At 44.4% G+C, this 21,774-nt stretch carries 5 protein-coding genes; all 5 read right to left on the bottom strand.

Annotated features, from left to right (window positions below; translation table 11 throughout):
* Positions 1-117 precede the first annotated feature (117 nt).
* The 5 genes from OKW21_RS17955 to OKW21_RS17935 are packed head-to-tail and all read right to left on the bottom strand — an operon-like array spanning position 118 to position 21,683.
* Entirely contained in the window at positions 118-1,587 is a 1,470-nt protein-coding gene (locus OKW21_RS17955) for an OmpA family protein (protein WP_277481705.1), read from the bottom strand.
* Between the two features lie 17 nt (positions 1,588-1,604).
* Positions 1,605-2,639 carry a PorP/SprF family type IX secretion system membrane protein gene (locus OKW21_RS17950; RefSeq protein WP_277481703.1) on the bottom strand — a complete coding sequence of 345 codons (1,035 nt, stop codon included), beginning with the start codon at positions 2,637-2,639 and terminating at the stop codon, positions 1,605-1,607.
* A gap of 10 nt (positions 2,640-2,649) precedes the next feature.
* The gene (locus OKW21_RS17945) at positions 2,650-7,278 is read right to left on the bottom strand and encodes a tandem-95 repeat protein (RefSeq protein WP_277481701.1); all 4,629 of its coding nucleotides are present in this window, start codon (positions 7,276-7,278) and stop codon (positions 2,650-2,652) included.
* A gap of 4 nt (positions 7,279-7,282) precedes the next feature.
* The gene (locus OKW21_RS17940; RefSeq protein WP_277481698.1) at positions 7,283-12,700 is read right to left on the bottom strand and encodes a tandem-95 repeat protein; all 5,418 of its coding nucleotides are present in this window, start codon (positions 12,698-12,700) and stop codon (positions 7,283-7,285) included.
* Between the two features lie 31 nt (positions 12,701-12,731).
* Positions 12,732-21,683 carry a beta strand repeat-containing protein gene (locus OKW21_RS17935; protein ID WP_277481696.1) on the bottom strand — a complete coding sequence of 2,984 codons (8,952 nt, stop codon included), beginning with the start codon at positions 21,681-21,683 and terminating at the stop codon, positions 12,732-12,734.
* Positions 21,684-21,774: the final 91 nt, after the last annotated feature.

Raw genomic sequence — 21,774 nt, 5'->3', positions numbered from 1 at the left:
AGGAGCAGGAAAGGGTAATTGACGTGCAGCTTAAGAGAGAGGGTTCTCTATATTCTGAAGCGGGCATTTGCCGGAAAGCTACTAAAACAAAAAGCCGGTGAACACCGGCCCTCTCGCTTATATAAATGAAATGACTACCCTTCTGTTTTTCTGTCGTGCTTCCGGGGTTTGGTTATCGGAAACTGGTTGTGTGGAACCCTTGCCATAGGTGATGATTCTCCGTTCGCTGATTCCGTTTTCTACCAGAAATTGCTTTACCTCAATGGCACGGTCTATTGAGAGCTTAAGGTTATAATCCTTACCCCCGGTATCATCCGCGTGGCCTACAATCTCAGCCTTCAGGCTGGGGTTTTGTCTTAGCGTCTCAATTACAATATTCAGTGTGTTTTGAAACTTGTTCTGAATTTCAGCGGAATTCAGCTGGAAAAGCATTTCCTGAGAAGCAAAAAGGCTGCTGTTTCCACTTTCAGAGCCAGCGCTGCTTGTAGCGGTGTTACTGTTGTTAGAACCATCACCAGTTTTGATACGGTTAAACTCATCCAACAGGGCTCGGGTTTCATCCAGCAGAGCCTGGGTTTCAGTGTCTAGCCCTCCGATCTCAGTTGAGTTGTTTTGGTTGAGCATTCCGGCTCCTCTGCCACCACCCTCTACCCGCTGAGCCAGCATTCTTTGACGTTCCTCTTCAGTAATGATTCTTGACGTATAAATATCGGCTGAACTGCCCCGGCGGTTACTTACAAAGAATACTTCATTATCTTCTTTAGCGGTAAAATAAGCATCAAAACCGGCGGAATTGATCTGGTCACCCAGATTTTCAGGACTGCTCCAATTGGTCCAGCTGGTATCAGTCCTATGGGCTACGAAGACATCCGCGTTCCCGTAACCAGGATGACCATTACTGGAAAAGAAAAGCGTTTGCTTATCCGCTGTCAGGTAAGGAGAAATTTCAAAGCCTCCGGTGTTGATCGTAGGACCAAGGTGAACAGGCTCAGACCACTCATTGGTAAAAGGGTCTTTAGTACTTACATATAAATCTTCCTGGCCCAGGGAGTTTTCTAGCTGCACAGAAATCAAAACGACTTCTTCTGAAGGGTGCATATACAGGCTGTAAAAATTACCTTGTTTGCTACTAATCCCGGGAATAGAGATTTTATTGGGAGTACTCCAGTCCTGTTCTCTATTGAATGATAATGACAGGCCTGCCTGTTGAGAGTTTTCTGTGCCGTAGTCGTTCAGCAGATAGACCGTACGACCGGAAGAACTGATTCCAACAATGGCGTTGTTCCCTTCATTATTCAACTTACCCAGATCATTTTTGGGTTCTGTCCATCTTCCGGCCGTATCTTTTTTGGTATACCAAATGTCCTGACCGGAATGCAGGCCGCCTGTATTCTGGGCATAAAGTGAGCGTACAAAAAAGAGGGTGCTATCCTGCTCCGAATAAATAGGGAGACTTTCTTCAGCATTAGAATTCAGGGTATCTGAAAGAGGTTTTGAGGCTTCAAAGTATAGCCTTTGCGCATGTATAGCAGTGGAGCTGAGCAATGCGATTAGTAAAAGTAATAGGTTAGAGAATGACTTTTTCATAGTCTAATAGTTTCTAATTACCACATGTAGGGTGAAGTATCCTGCTTATTAAATAACATAAAGCCCAGGCCAATTTCATGTACGCCGGATCGGTAGTCATTGATTTCACCGATACCCAGGTCGTACGAATAGCCCAGGTTGATCAGGTTGTTGAGGCTAAAGCCTGCCATAGCAATTACAGTTTCAGTATTTCTATAAGAGGCTCCCACCCAAACAAGTTCATTATACTTGAACCTGATATTGGCATCGTATAAAAGCGAGCCACTGGCAGTATACTTGATAAACGCGCCGGGAGTGATCATCAGTGTGTTATTGACATCAAAACGTAATCCAAGCATACCATAATGCTCTATTTCTTCGGCAGCCTCTATAGCATCAATGGTAGCAAAAAGCTCGTTCTGAAAAAGCCTCTTGGCAGAGTACCCAAAGTAAAAGTTCTCATTGCGCACAAAAATCCCGGCATTCAGGTCAATGTTGGTAATCTGTCCCTGCTGTGCCAGATAAGCCTGATATGTTTCATCGGGAATTTCAGTGTTACCCACCATAATGCCCTCCATGTCAAGGCGACGGCTATTTAAGCCACCTCCTACACCGAAGGACAATACTGTATTACCTACATTGTAATGCAAAGCATAGGTAAGGATACCATTGGTTTGCTGAAAAATTCCCTGCATATCACTGACAATGTAGCCTCCGACTCCGTGGGTAATACGGTTTCTCAGGAGGGTTCTGGCATTGGCCAGTTCATTGTACATGCCAGGGTCGCTGATGCGAAGCGAGTTGTTCTGGAACCCATAACTTTTCTCCCTTTTTCCCAAAGGGGCATGAGCACTGATAAAGTAAGTTTGAGGGGCGTCGTCCAGACCAGACCATTGCTGACGATAACCAATCTTCAGGTCTACAAACTCTTCTGAGCCTGATACAGCAGGGTTAAAAGTGATTGCGTTTTGAAAGTATTGACTGAATCTGAACGACTGCTGAGCCATTGTCCCAAGGGAAATGGAGAGCAGGATAGCCGTTAAAATTCCGGTTTTAATGTATAAATTCTTCATCCTCTTTTAATTATCTGAGTATGGTAACTGATCCTTTATAAGATTGTAAACCACCGTCTACATTGATCACATAATAATATGTCCCAACTGCAAGTAGGGTACTTCCCTGGGTACCATCCCATGGCTGCTGGTATCCTTCTGAACGGAAGACTGACTCTCCGTAACGATTAAACACTTCCACTACTACATTCGTAGCGTACTGAATATTTTCAATTTCCCATAGGTCATTGACCTGATCACCATCGGGCGTAAACGCGGAAGGAATATCCAATGTAAGGTTGGTACATTCATTCACATTTACAGTCAGGGTATCTACATTACTGCGAATATTATTGGCATCTACTACTGTTAAATAATAAGTAGTTGTCTCCGAAGGGCTAAGCGTAATATTACCCTCTGAAAAATCAAGTTCGCAACTTTCCTGATCACATTCTGTCTCCAAGGTGAAAGGCCCTTCACTACCTTCTATATTCAGTGCAATAGTCTCTTCCTGATCAGGGCATAGGTCAAGGACTTCTTGTACCTCAAGGCTGATCAGGTAAGGAACAACGTTTACCGTAAACTGTCGCTGCACCTCTGCTTCTCCATCAGAAACGATCAGGCTAATCATTACTTCTCCTCTGGTTTCAGGCAAGGCTGTTAGGGTAAGCGTACGGTTTTCTCCATCCCCTTCTATCACAATTTGTTCACCCGGAATAATCGTATTATCACCTGAAGAAGCAGATAAAGTGAGGTTTCTCGCTTCGGTCTCCAGGTCACTAATAATAATAGTGATGGCTTCACTGCTTTTGCCCGCCAGCAGGGTGAGATCAGCAAGCGGTTCAATGACAGGGAGATCATTTACGGCCTCTATGGTAATCGATACTTGTGCGGGAACCGGCGCATAGGTATCCCCTCCATTGGCATTCCACACCAGGCTATCTTCTCCAAAATAGTTTTCATCGGGAAGATAGCTAAGCTGGCTAATCACATCAGCGCTGATTTCCTGATCTACATTTACATTTTCACCGTTGAGCAGTAGTGCTCCGTTTTCGGGCAGTGCTTCTATCCTGATGTTTTGTAGCGGCGCGTCAGGGTTGCCATAATTATTGGCAAATAGTGACAGGTTAAAATTATACTCCGTGTCTTCATTTGTACTGATACTGAAATCTGTGACGCCGGTTCCTATGATAATCGTTACCCTGGCCTCTTCGGCTGACAGGCTACTTCCATCAGAAGCGTTCCATCCAAAGCTGATGATTCCGACTTCCTGCTCGTCTGCCGCCTGATAACTAAGGTTGCTGATATTTTCCGCATTGATTTGTGTGCCAGCCTCAATGGCAGAGCCATTAAGTAAAAGACTTCCGTTGATGGGCAGGGAGGTGATCTGTATAAAATTGAGGGGCGTATTCTCTATATCCAGATAGTTTTCAGTAAAGTCACTCGCCGCAAAAGTGTAGGAAGCCTCATCCTCATCTATTGCTTTGGTAAAACTGTTGATGATCGGTGCATCGTTAACCGGGCTGATAGTAATGATCACCTGGGCGCTTTGCTCACTCAGCAAGCTGCCATCAGATGCAGCCCAGGTAAAAGCATCCTGACCACTGAAATTTTCGTTGGGCAGATAGCTGAGGTTATTAATTTCCTGAAGGCTAAGCTCGCTATTAGCAGGCAGGCTGATATTATTCAGAAGTAATGTGCCGTTTTCGGGAACAGTACGTATAACAATCGCTGACAATTCATCTCCATCAGGGTCTGTAGCTGCATTGGCAAATTGCTCGGCGGTAAATGCATAAGGCTGATCTTCCTGACTGGCAATCGTAAAGTCAGTAGGTAAAGGAGCATCCGGTTGAGCGGTGATAGTAATGTTCACCTCTGCGGTTTCTTCAGCGTATTCGGCGCCATCAAAAGCGTTCCAGCTAAAGTTATCACTTCCAGAAAAGTTTGGTGTGGGTATATATTGAAATGCGCTAATCTGGTCGGCACTGATTCCAAAACCGGAATTAGCATTTTCAACATCCTCATTGGTGATGGTATCATTAGCTACAACCAATATACCGTTTGTTGGTAAGGCAGTAATCGCGATGCTTTGTAGTCCCTGGCTTGGGCCATTGTCTGGATCTTCATAAGGAAAGTCTTCCACGCCAAAACTGAGGGCTTCATCTTCATCAATTGTTTTACTAAACGAATTGATGGTAGGCGGGTCATTGGTAATAATAATGATCTCCCTGCTCAGCGTATTACTTTCGTCCTTCCCATCTGATACAGTGATAGAAATAAGTTTATTTTCATCTTCATCCTCATCGTCGTCGTCACCATTTTTCTGATAGCTTATACTTCTAATGGCCTGTTGATACTGTGCTTTGGTACCCCCTCCACTCAGGGTGAGGACTCCATCATCTTCATCCCATTCTGCAGTAATGTTTCCAATTGGGTCATTGAAAACGAGCAGGTCACTGTCCTCTTCATATCCTTCTTCAAATGCGATGGTAGCACCGTTCATATTATCATTGTCCACATCAGTTACAGTCAATGCGTTAGTGATCGCTACCGGGTTATTATCCAAAATATCGTAACTAATCGGAGCTTCTTCCAGGTTGTCCAGTACCGGGGCATCGTTTACGGGAATAACTTCCACAATGCGACTTACTGCCTGGCTGGTAGCACTGGGAGAGCCATTGTCAGTAACTGTAAAAGTGATTGTTCGCTGCACATCGGAAGGATTCTCACTGGTATTAGCATAGCTTACAGTACGTAAAATGTTCTGATACACGGCAGGGGTAGCATTTCCGCTCAAGGTAAGGGTGCCTTCTGAATAATCACCAGTAACCCCGTTAGAAGCAGTAAATGCTAATACATCTTGTGCTCCCGCATAGTCTTCACTAATGGTGACTGTAGCGGAGCTTATCTGATTGTTTTCTTCGTCAGTAACAGTCAAGGTATTGCTTACTCTTACTGGCTCTTCGTTTTCTTCAAAGGCAGTGGGCTCATTCTCCATATTTGCGAGTACCGGCGCGTCATTGATGATCAGAATATTGATGTTCGTATTTCCACTGGCTGTGCCTCCGTTGTTATCATCTACTTCCACAGCGAGCTGATCATCTCCGGAAAACCCCTCATCCGGCTGATAAATTAAGCCGCTTAAAGCAAATGCAACCAGCGCTGCCGGCCCGCTAAATACAATATCAGCTTCTCCATTATTAGTCCCGGAGATAAAATCTATAAGCTCATCCTCTACCGCTTTGGGAGTCAGAAACAAAACACCATCGCTGACAGAGACCCTCACTCTTATTTCATCCTGATCAGGGTCGGTAAGAGAAATTCCGGATATGGGGGTTGCGGTATCTTCTTCCACATCGGCATTTGCGGGTAAGCTAAGCTCAGGCTGCTGGTTTACTGGCTCTACACGGACAATAACTTTAGCTGGGTTTGCAGCAAAGTCGCTACCATCAGTAGCGTTCCATCCAAACGCGTCGCTGCCGTTAAAGCCGGCAGGAGGGCTGTAGGTAAGGTTACTGATTTGGTCAGGAGAAATTAAGGTGCGGTTGATGATATCCTGGTTGTTGATAGCGGTACCATTTAGCAGGAGCGTACCGTATTCTGGTAAGGCACTAATGATAATGCCACCCAAACTTGATCCGTTAGGATCATCAAAACTGTCTACAAAATCAGAGGCAGAGAAAGTGTAATTACTATCCTCATTGGTATCTACGGAAAAATTTTCCAGCGAAGGCGGGAGGTTTATCCGTGCACCAAAAATGGGCTGCACAACAAAAAAACGAGACAGTGTATTGCTGGCTACATTATTCTCATCAAAAACCCTGAGGTTAATTCTTCTTAGCCCCGCTGTCCTAAAAACCAGTACCTGATGCCTAAAAAAGAAATTCTGAATAGCACTTTCGTAGGTTTCGATGTCATCTAGTCCAGTTAGAACAATTTTTTGAGCGGTTTCTGTCTCTCGGTTCAGGCCTTCATCATCACTATCGATGACGAGTCTGTCTTCCGGAGAGTTGAATCCCTCTACGATCTCAATTTCTACCCGAGACATTTGCCCGTTATCCGGATCAGTAATTTCCACATCATCAAAAATCTGCTCTTCATCATTGACGATATTAATTGTGGCGGTGGTACTACTGCTAATTTCAGGAGCATCATTAGTAGGGCTAACATTGATGGAACGGGTGGCGGTGTTACTCTGGTTTCCCTCCAGATCAGTTACACTGATATTTACGGCTATTGTTTTATTGCTAGGATTATCTGAAGTGATACGATAACCAACAGAGGCCATGGCAGTCCGCATCTGAGCAATGCTTACTCCCTGATTTGCGGAAAGGCTTAATAGCCTGAGGGTACCACTGCTTTCCTCAAAGTGCGCTTTGATATTTTCAGTTTGTTCAAAGACCAGTGTATCCTGATTGCTTTGGTAATTTCCTCCAAAAGAAAAGGTGGCAAGCAGCATATTTTGGCTATCGCCATCCTCAACAATGATATTGGGTACCAGGGTCACAGGGGCTCTGCCTTCCTGATAGTTAAGGGTTGCGGTGCCGGTATTGCTGATTGAAGGGGGATTACCCTGTGCGGCAATGCCTGAAGCATATAAAAATGCACAAATAAAAAAAATAGTGCTGCTAACTCGCTGAAGTAGTGTTTTTACAATCATGTTCTTACTTAAGAATACTTACAGATCCACGATGGAACTGCTCCCCACCGTTAAGCTTGATTAAATAATAGTAAGTACCCGCAGGCAAAAGTTGACCATTTCTGGAGCCATCCCAGGGCCTTTGGTAGCCTTCTGAGAAATACACCTGCTTTCCGTATCGGTCATACACTTCTACTACCTGGCTATCGTAAGTCTCTATATTGGTGATTACCCAACTGTCATTAGGACCATCTCCATTGGGTGTAAAAGCCGTAGGAATGCTAAGGGGCAGTCCATAACATTCTATAGTATTTACGATGATCGTATCACTGTTGGATGTTATACCATTTTCATCCGTTACCTTTACGAAGTAGGCAGTAGTTCCGCCCGGAGATACACTCACTTCAGCAGCATTGGCATTGTCTATCATGCAGTCAGCCTGATCGCAGGTCCATGTATAAGTGTAATTGCCACTTCCTCCACTGACTTCAACATTTAATGTCAGGGGATCTCCAAGGCAAACTTCTACATCAGCTCCTGCATTCACTGTCAGGTCAGTGATATTGAATGTCAGCTTAGCGTTGGCGATGGCATAAGCTTCACCATCAAAAGCATTCCATTCAATACTGTCAGCCCCTACATAATCACTTTCAGGCTGATATGTCAGCTGATTGATATTTTCAGTACTCACTTCAAATGCTCCTTCAGTATCAAGTATCTCTTGAGTAATTACTTCTCCACTAAGGAGTAACTGGCCCCTGCTGGGCAGTTTGCTAATCCTTAATCTTACAAATGTAAGGTTTTCAGATGAATTATCAGGATCATTATAGTGATTTGCAAAGTCTTCAGCGCTAAAACTGTAACTGCTGTTTTTGAGCAGGGCCAGGTTGAAGTCTGTAAGCAGCGGAGGCTCATTGATGATAATTGTGATTTCCCGGATCGCTACATTACTGGCTACGCCATTTCTAAATACTGTAAAGCGGATCAACCTGCTGCCAGGGGTAGGCGTATCAGAAGTATTGATATACTGTACAGCCCGTAGCGCATTCTGGTATTCCGCTATACTATTTTCACCATTGATTGTAAGCGTACCCTTTTCTTCATTCCAGCTGACCTCGAATTCGTCAGATTCAAAGATCAGACTGTCCTCAGCGGCAATATAACTGTCATTGGAAAAGCTAATGATCGCAGTAGTCAGGCTATCATCATCAGCATCGCTAAGGATAATAGACTCGGTGAGGATTTGCTGGGCATCTCCGGGACGATAGGCAAGTGCAGTGCTTTCTACATCTGTAATTTGAATTGAATCATCAGTCTGAATGACATTGGCATAACGCGAAGCTATGTTACTGGAACCATTTCCCACATCAGTTACCTGAAAGTTGATTTTGCGTACCCCGCTTTGCGGCGTTTCACTCATATTTTCATAGGTGATACTTCTGAGAAGTGACTGATATACTTCTATGGAAGCGTTACCAGTGAGGATGAGTCGGTTGTTACTTACCCTTCCCGTAATGCCTGGGGTAGGCGTAAATCCCAGCCGGTCTTCTTCTGCTGCAAAGTTCTCCGTAATAGATATGGTAGCGGCTACGATATTGTCGTTCTCCAGATCTTCTATGCTTAGGCTTTCAGTAAGGAGTAAGGGCGCATCGTTTTCTGTATAGCTGAGTGTATCACTCTCCATATTAACCAAGGCTGGCAGATCATTCACGGAGTTAATGATAATATTTACTTCTGCTTCAGCCGAGTTGTTTTGAGGGTCGGTAGCGGTAATTTTTAATATGTCTGTGCCGTTGAAATCGCTACGTGCAGCATACTGTAAGCTGGTAAGCGCATTATCAATATCAGAAGAAACCCCTCTGAACGTCATATTTGGCGTGTCTGTACTACTTCCATCAAGGAAGTTGATTGACGCTAAAACCCCTTCATTTACAAAAGAAAGTAGGCCTTCCTGTACCGCCAGACTCACAGTAATGCTGTCAGTAGTACTGTCAATGTCTTCAATGGTGATGCTACGTGTATCTGAAAAGCTGAACATAGCATCTTCGCTGGCAGTGATGGAAGCAGGAGCATTGATGGTAGGAGGGTCGCTTACCGGCAAAACGGTAATGCTCACACTGGCTGAGTTGATAAGAGTACCCGGCTGAGTTTCGCTATCCAGGGCTGTCCATTCAAAAGAGTCTGTACCATTAAAATTTGTTTCAGGCTGGTAGCTGAAGCTGGGATTAGTATCAAAATCTATGAGAAAACCGCCTATGGCCGGGTTAAGATCGCCATCAGTAATAGCTTCTCCATCAACTACCAGGCTCCCTTTTGAGGGGTCAGGAAGTCTTGTGATATAAATTGCGTTATCAAATGGGTCAAGATCATCAGCATAGTTATCACTGAAATCGCTTACCCTTAAAGTCAGAGATTCGTCTTCCGGTACCTGTTTGTCAAAGTCTGTAAGCTCGGGAGGAAGGTTAGAGTCTTCTACCCTGATAAACCTTACATCATTGGCCTCATTGCTTGCCAATGCACCATCGTTGATGACAAAAAGCAACTGCCGGGGAAGCGCGGTAGGCGTAGTGGCATTGTTAAAATATGTGATACTGCGTAATGCATCTCTGTAGTCATTGATACTAGCATTCCCTGTCAAAGAAAGCACTCCGTTTTCAGCATCCCACTGTCCGGTGATGTTACCTATCTGTGCAGGGTAGCGGAGCTCATCTTCATCCGGTGAATAAAAGACCGGCCCGTTTTCAACGAAAGATACAGATGCTGAAGACATATTTATGTTATCTACATCGTTAATGATCAGCGAAGAAGTGATGCTCACCGGACTATCTCCCCGGTTAAACTGTATGGCGGTACCACGTTCTTCGGCAGATAAAAAGATCTGAGGTCGGTCATTGACCGGATTAAGTCTAATCCTCAATGTTTGGTAAGTGCTATAGGCATTGCCATCGTTTACCCGTATGGGTACAAAAAGATCACCATCAAAATTTTCAGCAGGGATTACACTATTTCGGTCATTATTAAGTGTGTAATTGTTGGTTTCATTCAGATCTTGTGCCTCAATAAAAAAGTCATCTGGAAAATTACTATCCGGGTCAGTAACAGTAAGGACACTGTTTGTCTCGGAGAGAAGCGACTCCAAATCTACAGATGTGTCCTCCGTACCGCTAATTCCTACTTCATTTACTGAAAGCACAGGAGCATCATTCACAGGAATTACTACGACTTGTAGAGAAAGGTTAGGATCGGTGACAGTCTCTCCATCACTCGCCTGTATATTCAGGGTAGCATTGCCACTGAAGTTAGTCTCAAAAGATAGCTGTAGGCTAGCATTATCAATATCAGTGGTGATCTGGTCGCTCGTATTTGAAACTACTGAGTAGGTCAAAGTTTCATTATCAATATCAGAAAAATAAGGTGCAAGGTCAATGCTTACCGGTTCAGCGTCTTCCTCAACTTCCAAATCTTCTATGGTAGAGGCTACCGGAGCGTCATTGACAGGCTCAACGGTGATAGACAAATCAAAGGGATTGCTGCTTGCTCCTTCAGGGTCGGTGACCTGTACCTCTACGGTGAGTTCTCCATTGTAGTTGGCAGTAGGACTTATGGTGGTACCATCTACGATTTCATAGTTATCGCCTTGTCCTATCGTTAAAGTAAAGCCTGCGGGATAAGTGTTGTCAGCATCTTCTACGATTAGGTCAGTAAGTAAAATCTGATAGTCCACATCTTCATCCGTGCTCACCTCATTTTGATCAGAAATGACGGGCGCGTCATTGGAGCCGCTAATCTGCACATCAATCGTAGCTGTTGCAGACAAGCCTCCATCATCCGTAGCAGAAACTGTAATGCTTGTATTGCCGGAAGCATTTTCGTTAAAGCTGATGGTCAGTACAGCAGTGGTTTCGTCAATGGTAGCGGTAAGCAGGCTTTCATTGCCGATTTCTTCAACAGCATAGTCCAATGTAGCATCTTCCACATCGCTGAAGTAGTCGGATAAAGTAATAGTTTCATCCGGATCATCTTCTGTAACGTTGACAGGAGGAATTTCGGAAACTGTAGGATTGTCATTTTCTGAGTTTACTGCAATATTTAAAGTGTTTGTGACGGTATTACCACTGTTAGGGTCTGTAGCAGTAACTAAAACCTCAGTACTTCCAAAAGCATTATTCACTGCTTGAAAAATAATTTCAAGATTTTCAGCATCAAAGCTAACATCAACGAAATCAATGGTACTTAGTTGGGGTTCAAAGCTATACTCAGCGGCAGGTGTACCCTCTGCAGGAACTATAGTGATAGTTTGTATACCTTCAAAATCTTCCTTAGCTGAGAAACTGTCTGGATCTAGTGTGAAAACTGGGTCAGGAGCTGGGTTCACCGAGATGTTGAAAGTTTGTTCAAGGTCTCCATCCCCTTGTGCCTGCACTTCCACCTGATAAGAGGATTTGGAATCATAGTCAGCGGTAAAAGCGGTTACCAGTTGGTTGTCATTTTGGATAGAGAAGTTGCTATTATCAGCTTCTCCTTCGGGCAAAGAAAAAGTTACGGTTTCTGATGCCCCCCCCTGAGCGGATAAGGTACCCACAGTAGTACCGGACGCATCTCCATCTTCTATGGTATTGCCATCCAGGGAGATGCTGGTAGGCGGTTCTTCCTCATTAGTAACCTCAATATCAAAGTTTTGGGTAGTGTTTCCGTCTCCATTAGTTGCCTGTACCACTACAGTCAGAGAGGCACCGACAGTTTCAAAGTCCAGCGATCCATCTACGAAAAGCTGGTTTCCATTGATGGTGAAGAAGTCATTATCTTCAGCATCAGTCAGAGAGAAAGAGATAGGAGCAGTACCATCAGCGGACAGAGTACCTACCAAAGCATTTTCATCATTTTCAGCAACTGTAGGGCTAGTAGGGTTCAGTGTAATAGTGGTAGGGGCTACTATGACAGGAGGGTTCACCGAGATGTTGAAAGTTTGTTCAAAGTCTCCATCCCCTTGTGCCTGCACTTCCACCTGATAAGAAGATTTGGAATCATAGTCAGCGGTAAAAGCGGTTACCAGTTGGTTGTCATTTTGGATAGAGAAGTTGCTATTATCAGCTTCTCCTTCGGGCAAAGAAAAAGTTACGGTTTCTGATGCCCCCCCCTGAGCGGATAAGGTACCCACAGTAGTACCGGACGCATCTCCATCTTCTATGGTATTGCCATCCAGGGAAATGCTGGTAGGCGGTTCTTCCTCATTAGTAACCTCAATATCAAAGTTTTGGGTAGTGTTTCCGTTTCCATTAGTTGCCTGTACCACTACAGTTAGAGAGGCACCGACAGTTTCAAAGTCCAGCGATCCATCTACGAAAAGCTGGTTTCCATTGATGGTGAAGAAGTCATTATCTTCAGCATCAGTCAGAGAGAAAGAGATAGGAGCAGTACCATCAGCGGACAGAGTACCTACCAAAGCATTTTCATCATTTTCAGCAACTGTAGGGCTAGTAGGGTTCAGTGTAATAGTGGTAGGGGCTACTATGACAGGAGGAGTTCACCGAGATGTTGAAAGTTTGTTCAAAGTCTCCATCCCCTTGTGCCTGCACTTCCACCTGATAAGAAGATTTGGAATCATAGTCAGCGGTAAAAGCGGTTACCAGTTGGTTGTCATTTTGGATAGAGAAGTTGCTATTATCAGCTTCTCCTTCGGGCAAAGAAAAAGTTACGGTTTCTGATGCCCCCCCCTGAGCGGATAAGGTACCCACAGTAGTACCGGACGCATCTCCATCTTCTATGGTATTGCCATCCAGGGAAATGCTGGTAGGCGGTTCTTCCTCATTAGTAACCTCAATATCAAAGTTTTGGGTAGTGTTTCCGTTTCCATTAGTTGCCTGTACCACTACAGTTAGAGAGGCACCGACAGTTTCAAAGTCCAGCGATCCATCTACGAAAAGCTGGTTTCCATTGATGGTGAAGAAGTCATTATCTTCAGCATCAGTCAGAGAGAAAGAGATAGGAGCAGTACCATCAGCGGACAGAGTACCTACCAAAGCATTTTCATCATTTTCAGCAACTGTAGGGCTAGTAGGGTTCAGTGTAATAGTGGTAGGGGCTACTATGACAGGAGGATTCACCGAGATGTTGAAAGTTTGTTCAAAGTCTCCATCCCCTTGTGCCTGCACTTCCACCTGATAAGAGGATTTAGAATCATAGTCAGCAGTAAAAGCGGTTACCAGTTGGTTGTCATTTTGGATGGAGAAGTTGCTATTATCAGCTTCTCCTTCGGGCAAAGAAAAAGTTACGGTTTCTGATGCCCCCCCCTGAGCGGATAAAGTACCCACAGTAGTACCGGACGCATCTCCATCTTCTATGGTATTGCCATCCAGGGAAATGCTGGTAGGCGGTTCTTCCTCATTAGTAACCTCAATATCAAAGTTTTGGGTAGTGTTTCCGTTTCCATTAGTTGCCTGTACCACTACAGTTAGAGAGGCACCGACAGTTTCAAAGTCCAGCGATCCATCTACGAAAAGCTGGTTTCCATTGATGGTGAAGAAGTCATTATCTTCAGCATCAGTCAGAGAGAAAGAGATAGGAGCAGTACCATCAGCGGACAGAGTACCTACCAAAGCATTTTCATCATTTTCAGCAACTGTAGGGCTAGTAGGGTTCAGTGTAATAGTGGTAGGGGCTACTATGACAGGAGGATTCACCGAGATGTTGAAAGTTTGTTCAAAGTCTCCATCCCCTTGTGCCTGCACTTCCACCTGATAAGAGGATTTGGAATCATAGTCAGCAGTAAAAGCGGTTACCAGTTGGTTGTCATTTTGGATAGAGAAGTTGCTATTATCAAGAGCATTGGTTAGAGAGAAAGTAATAGGGACGGGCGCTCCCCCCTGAGCGGATAAAGTACCCACAGTAGTACCGGACGCATCGCCATCTTCTATGGTATTGCCATCCAGGGAGATGCTGGTAGGCGGTTCTTCCTCATTAGTAACCTCAATATCAAAGTTTTGGGTAGTGTTTCCGTTTCCATTAGTTGCCTGTACCACTACAGTTAAAGAGGCACCGACAGTTTCAAAGTCCAGCGCACCATTGGTAAAGAGTTCATTGCCATTGTTGATCGTAAAAAGCTCATTATTAGCTTCTCCTTCAGGCAGAGAAAAGGAAATAGGCTGTGTACCTTGGGCAGATAAATCTCCAATAAATGCACCTTCATCGTTTTCATCTACTGGATTATTAGGGGTTAATGTAATGTTGCTGGGAGCTTCAACCTCCGGTGCTTGTACTACAATAGTAAAACTTTGTAAACTACTTTCATCATCTCCATCACTTAATACGACTGTAAAACCAGCAATACCAGCACTGTTGTTAGCAACGACAAATGTCAAATCTCCACTTGCTGCATCTATCGCTGGCTCTTGTGTAAAGGTCAGTGTGTTGCCATCAGCAGGAGTGAGGATAAATTCAAGTTCCTGACCTTCAACATCCTCAATCTCGCTGGCAAAACCAGGGAAAGTTTGTTCACTTGCTGCATTGTATTCCCCTTCTATATCATCATCTTCAATCGTAAAAGTAGGCGCGTCATTTACCGGATCAATGTTTAAGCCTATTGTGGCTACATTTGAATTAGGTTCTGTGCCATCGGATACAGCGAAAGTGAAGGCATCTGTGCCATTATAGTCAGGGTTTGGAGTATACGTGACAGTTTTCCCTTCAATCTCACCTTCAGTTTCAATTTCTACTCCGCCTACAGTCAAAGTACCATTGATGGGCAAGCTTTCAATGTAATAGGTAAGTGGATCATTATCCTCATCAAAACCTTCTAGCGTAATCACCTGAACGTTATCCTCATCAAATGTATATGATTCTGGTTCAGCTTCAGGTTCTGCATTAGGCTGTTCGGTTACTGCAAAAGTAAATGTAGTAGAACTACTGTTCTGATTTTCTCCATTATTAGGACCACTATCCGTAAGGATGACTTCTACAGCTGTACTTCCGATGTTATCATCAGCCGGTGTAAAGGTAAGCGTACCATTATTACTAATCGCAGGTTGAACAGCAAACAGACTTTGATCAGTTGCCGTAGCTGTAAATGCTAATGTTTGTGACGCTTCATCGGTAGCAGTCGCCGGGCCAGGAGCAATGTTTTCTGCAAAATTGGTAATGCTTCGTGCTCCGCTGGCAGCTTCAACGTTTACATTATTTTGAGCAAGGTTGAATACCGGTTGATCATTTACGGCATTTACTCTGAAAGTAAAATTTTGCGCATATTGATTCCCCGGATCATCCTCAGCAGTGGCAGTAATCGTAAACTCTTGTTCACCATTTCGGTCAGCAAGGGATTCAAATTCATAAATTCCGTTGCTGTTATCAGCAGTCAGGGTAGCAAAGTCAATGCTACCTGGTAGAATAGAATAGGATACTTCCTGACTTTCATCATCGGGTTGAACCGCTACAGTTACAGCCGAATTAAAATCTTCATTGGCTTCAAAAATTTCCTGTACCAGGGAGAAGAAAGGAGTTTGCGTTTCTGGTTCATTTATTACCACGACTACATTATCGGTATCAGAATCACCATCATCGTCGGTGACAGTGAGCGTAATGTTGTGTACGCCAACATTAAGGTCTACATCGGCAGTTTCGCCAGTAGCGATCTCCACATTATTCTCCGTCCAGACATAGCTTTCAATGGTGCCATCATCATCAGAAGAGCCTGAGCCATCCAGTTCAACTGACTCACTTCCATTATCATCTTCATCTGAGATAGATTGATCCTGTCCGGCATCAGCAGTAGGAGCCTGGTTTTCGGCTTCAGTAATAGTGATGACTACATTATCAGTATCAGAATCTCCATCATCGTCGGTGACAGTGAGCGTAATGTTGTGTACGCCTACATCGAGGGTAACATCAGGGTTGATTCCAGTAGCGATCTGGTTACCGCCTTCAGTCCAGACATAGCTTTCAATGGTGCCATCAGCATCAGAGGAATTAGAAGCATCAAGGCTTACTTCTTCACTACCATTATCATCTTCATCAGTATATTCAGTTTGTGTATTGCTGGCATCAGCGGTAGGAGGAGTGTTAGCAGGCTCAGTAATAGTAATGACTACATTATCAGTATCAGAATCCCCATCATCATCGGTGACAGTGAGTGTAATGTTGTGTACGCCAACATTAAGGTCTACATCGGCAGTTTCGCCAGTAGCGATCTCCACATTGTTCTCCGTCCAGACATAGCTTTCAATGGTGCCATCATCATCAGAAGAGCCTGAGCCATCCAGTTCAACTGACTCACTTCCATTATCATCTTCATCTGAGATAGATTGATCCTGTCCGGCGTTAGCGGTAGGAGCCTGGTTTTCGGCTTCAGTAATAGTGATGACTACATTATCAGTATCAGAATCTCCATCATCGTCGGTAACTGTCAAAGTAATGTTGTGCACGCCAACAGCAAGCTCCACATCGGCAGTTTCGCCAGTAGCGATCTGGTTGCCTCCTTCAGTCCAGACGTAATCAGTGATCGTACCGTCAGCATCAGAAGAGGCAGAGCCATTTAATGTTACTTCTTCACTTCCATTACCATCCTCATCCGATATAGATTGATCCTGTCCGGCATCAGCAGTAGGAGGCTGGTTCTCGGCTTCAGTAATGGTGATGACTACATTATCGGTGTCAGTAGCCTCATCATCATCGGTAACTGTCAAAGTAATGTTGTGTACGCCAACATTAAGGTCTACATCGGCAGTTTCGCCAGTAGCGATCTCCACATTATTCTCCGTCCAGACATAGCTTTCAATGGTGCCATCAGCATCAGAAGAGCCTGAGCCATCCAGTTCAACTGACTCACTTCCATTATCATCTTCATCTGAGATAGATTGGTCTTGTCCGGCATCAGCGGTAGGAGCCTGGTTCTCGGCTTCAGTAATAGTAATGACTACATTATCAGTATCAGAATCCCCATCATCATCGGTGACAGTGAGCGTAATGTTGTGTACGCCAACAGCAAGCTCCACATCGGCAGTTTCGCCAGTAGCGATCTGGTTACCGCCTTCAGTCCAGACATAGCTTTCAATGGTACCGTCAGCATCAGAGGAATTAGAAGCATCAAGGCCTACTTCTTCACTTCCATTATCATCTTCATCTGAGATAGATTGATCCTGTCCGGCATTAGCAGTAGGAGGCTGGTTCTCGGCTTCAGTAATAGTAATGACTACATTATCGGTATCAGAATCCCCATCATCATCGGTGACAGTGAGTGTAATGTTGTGTACGCCAACATTAAGGTCTACATCGGCAGTTTCGCCAGTAGCGATCTCCACATTATTCTCCGTCCAGACATAGCTTTCAATGGTGCCATCATCATCAGAAGAGCCTGAGCCATCCAGTTCAACTGACTCACTTCCATTATCATCTTCATCTGAGATAGATTGATCCTGTCCGGCATCAGCAGTAGGAGCCTGGTTTTCGGCTTCAGTAATAGTAATGACTACATTATCGGTATCAGAATCCCCATCATCATCGGTAACTGTCAAAGTAATGTTGTGTACGCCAACATTAAGGTCTACATCGGCAGTTTCGCCAGTAGCGATCTCCACATTGTTCTCCGTCCAGACATAGCTTTCAATGGTGCCATCATCATCAGAAGAGCCTGAGCCATCCAGTTCAACTGACTCACTTCCATTATCATCTTCATCTGAGATAGATTGATCCTGTCCGGCATTAGCAGTAGGAGCCTGGTTCTCAGCTTCAGTAATAGTAATGACTACATTATCGGTATCAGAATCCCCATCATCATCGGTAACTGTCAAAGTAATGTTGTGTACGCCAACATTAAGATCTACATCGGCAGTTTCACCAGTAGCAATTTGGTTACCGCCTTCAGTCCAGACATAGCTTTCAATGGTGCCATCAGCATCAGAGGAATTAGAAGCATCAAGGCTTACTTCTTCACTACCATTATCATCTTCATCGGTATATTCAGTTTGTGTATTGCTGGCATCAGCGGTAGGAGGAGTGTTAGCAGGCTCAGTAATAGTAATGACTACATTATCAGTATCAGAATCACCATCATCGTCGGTAACTGTCAAAGTAATGTTGTGTACGCCTACATTAAGATCTACATCGGCAGTTTCACCAGTAGCGATCTGGTTGCCTCCTTCAGTCCAGACGTAATCAGTGATCGTACCGTCAGCATCAGAAGAGCCTGAGCCATCCAGTTCAACTGACTCACTTCCATTATCATCTTCATCTGAGATAGATTGATCCTGTCCGGCATTAGCGGTAGGAGCCTGGTTTTCGGCTTCAGTAATAGTGATGACTACATTATCAGTATCAGAATCTCCATCATCGTCGGTGACAGTGAGCGTAATGTTGTGTACGCCTACATCGAGGGTAACATCAGGGTTGATTCCAGTAGCGATCTGGTTACCGCCTTCAGTCCAGACATAGCTTTCAATGGTGCCATCAGCATCAGAGGAATTAGAAGCATCAAGGCTTACTTCTTCACTACCATTATCATCTTCATCAGTATATTCAGTTTGTGTATTGCTGGCATCAGCGGTAGGAGGAGTGTTAGCAGGCTCAGTAATAGTAATGACTACATTATCAGTATCAGAATCCCCATCATCATCGGTGACAGTGAGTGTAATGTTGTGTACGCCAACATTAAGGTCTACATCGGCAGTTTCGCCAGTAGCGATCTCCACATTGTTCTCCGTCCAGACATAGCTTTCAATGGTGCCATCATCATCAGAAGAGCCTGAGCCATCCAGTTCAACTGACTCACTTCCATTATCATCTTCATCTGAGATAGATTGATCCTGTCCGGCATCAGCGGTAGGAGCCTGGTTCTCAGCTTCAGTAATAGTGATGACTACATTATCGGTATCAGAATCTCCATCATCGTCGGTGACAGTGAGCGTAATGTTGTGTACGCCTACATCGAGGGTAACATCAGGGTTGATTCCAGTAGCGATCTGGTTACCGCCTTCAGTCCAGACATAGCTTTCAATGGTGCCATCAGCATCAGAGGAATTAGAAGCATCAAGGCTTACTTCTTCACTACCATTATCATCTTCATCAGTATATTCAGTTTGTGTATTGCTGGCATCAGCGGTAGGAGGAGTGTTAGCAGGCTCAGTAATAGTAATGACTACATTATCAGTATCAGAATCCCCATCATCATCGGTGACAGTGAGTGTAATGTTGTGTACGCCAACATTAAGGTCTACATCGGCAGTTTCGCCAGTAGCGATCTCCACATTGTTCTCCGTCCAGACATAGCTTTCAATGGTGCCATCATCATCAGAAGAGCCTGAGCCATCCAGTTCAACTGACTCACTTCCATTATCATCTTCATCTGAGATAGATTGATCCTGTCCGGCGTTAGCGGTAGGAGCCTGGTTTTCGGCTTCAGTAATAGTGATGACTACATTATCAGTATCAGAATCTCCATCATCGTCGGTAACTGTCAAAGTAATGTTGTGCACGCCAACAGCAAGCTCCACATCGGCAGTTTCGCCAGTAGCGATCTGGTTGCCTCCTTCAGTCCAGACGTAATCAGTGATCGTACCGTCAGCATCAGAAGAGGCAGAGCCATTTAATGTTACTTCTTCACTTCCATTACCATCCTCATCCGATATAGATTGATCCTGTCCGGCATCAGCAGTAGGAGGCTGGTTCTCGGCTTCAGTAATGGTGATGACTACATTATCGGTGTCAGTAGCCTCATCATCATCGGTAACTGTCAAAGTAATGTTGTGTACGCCAACATTAAGGTCTACATCGGCAGTTTCGCCAGTAGCGATCTCCACATTATTCTCCGTCCAGACATAGCTTTCAATGGTGCCATCAGCATCAGAAGAGCCTGAGCCATCCAGTTCAACTGACTCACTTCCATTATCATCTTCATCTGAGATAGATTGGTCTTGTCCGGCATCAGCGGTAGGAGCCTGGTTCTCGGCTTCAGTAATAGTAATGACTACATTATCAGTATCAGAATCCCCATCATCATCGGTAACTGTCAAAGTAATGTTGTGCACGCCAACATTAAGCTCCACATCGGCAGTTTCGCCAGTAGCGATCTGGTTACCGCCTTCAGTCCAGACATAGCTTTCAATGGTACCGTCAGCATCAGAGGAATTAGAAGCATCAAGGCTTACTTCTTCACTTCCATTACCATCCTCATCTGAGATAGATTGGTCTTGTCCGGCATTAGCGGTAGGAGCCTGATTCTCAGCTTCAGTAATAGTAATGACTACATTATCGGTATCAGAATCTCCATCATCATCAGTGACAGTGAGCGTAATGTTATGCACGCCAACATTGAGGGTAACATCAGGGTTGATTCCAGTAGCGATCTGGTTACCGCCTTCAGTCCAGACGTAGCTTTCAATGGTGCCATCAGCATCAGAGGAATTAGAAGCATCAAGGCTTACTTCTTCACTTCCATTATCATCTTCATCTGAGATAGATTGGTCTTGTCCTGCGTTAGCGGTAGGAGCCTGGTTCTCAGCTTCAGTAATAGTAATGACTACATTATCGGTATCAGAGTCGCCATCATCATCGGTAACTGTCAAAGTAATGTTGTGCACGCCAACAGCAAGCTCCACATCGGCAGTTTCGCCAGTAGCGATCTCCACATTGTTCTCCGTCCAGACATAGCTTTCAATGGTACCGTCAGCATCAGAGGAATTAGAAGCATCAAGGCTTACTTCTTCACTACCATTATCATCTTCATCGGTATATTCAGTTTGTGTATTGCTGGCATCAGCGGTAGGAGGAGTGTTAGCAGGCTCAGTAATAGTAATGACTACATTATCAGTATCAGAATCTCCATCATCGTCGGTGACAGTGAGCGTAATGTTGTGTACGCCTACATCGAGGGTAACATCAGGGTTGATTCCAGTAGCGATCTGGTTACCGCCTTCAGTCCAGACGTAGCTTTCAATGGTGCCATCAGCATCAGAGGAATTAGAAGCATCAAGGCTTACTTCTTCACTTCCATTATCATCTTCATCTGAGATAGATTGGTCTTGTCCTGCGTTAGCGGTAGGAGCCTGGTTCTCAGCTTCAGTAATAGTAATGACTACATTATCGGTATCAGAGTCGCCATCATCATCGGTAACTGTCAAAGTAATGTTGTGCACGCCAACAGCAAGCTCCACATCGGCAGTTTCGCCAGTAGCGATCTCCACATTGTTCTCCGTCCAGACATAGCTTTCAATGGTACCGTCAGCATCAGAGGAATTAGAAGCATCAAGGCTTACTTCTTCACTACCATTATCATCTTCATCGGTATATTCAGTTTGTGTATTGCTGGCATCAGCAGTAGGTGAGACAAAAGCACTAAGTGGGAATATTAATCTATGAGGAAGGTTGTTACTATTACCTGCCCAGGCCTGCGAACCCGTCAGGCATGACAAACAGAAAAATATGATCGCAATAGGCCTTTGCATCTTGTATGTCTTTTTGTTTCAGTGCGCTTGCAATACTATTTATGAGTAAAGTACTAAAAAAAATAAATAATATTACATTTTCAAATATACA

The organism is Catalinimonas alkaloidigena, from assembly GCF_029504655.1.
Taxonomy (GTDB): domain Bacteria; phylum Bacteroidota; class Bacteroidia; order Cytophagales; family Cyclobacteriaceae; genus Catalinimonas; species Catalinimonas alkaloidigena.
The sequence above is the reverse complement of the archived record's forward strand: the minus strand, read 5'-3'. Positions and strand labels throughout refer to the sequence as shown.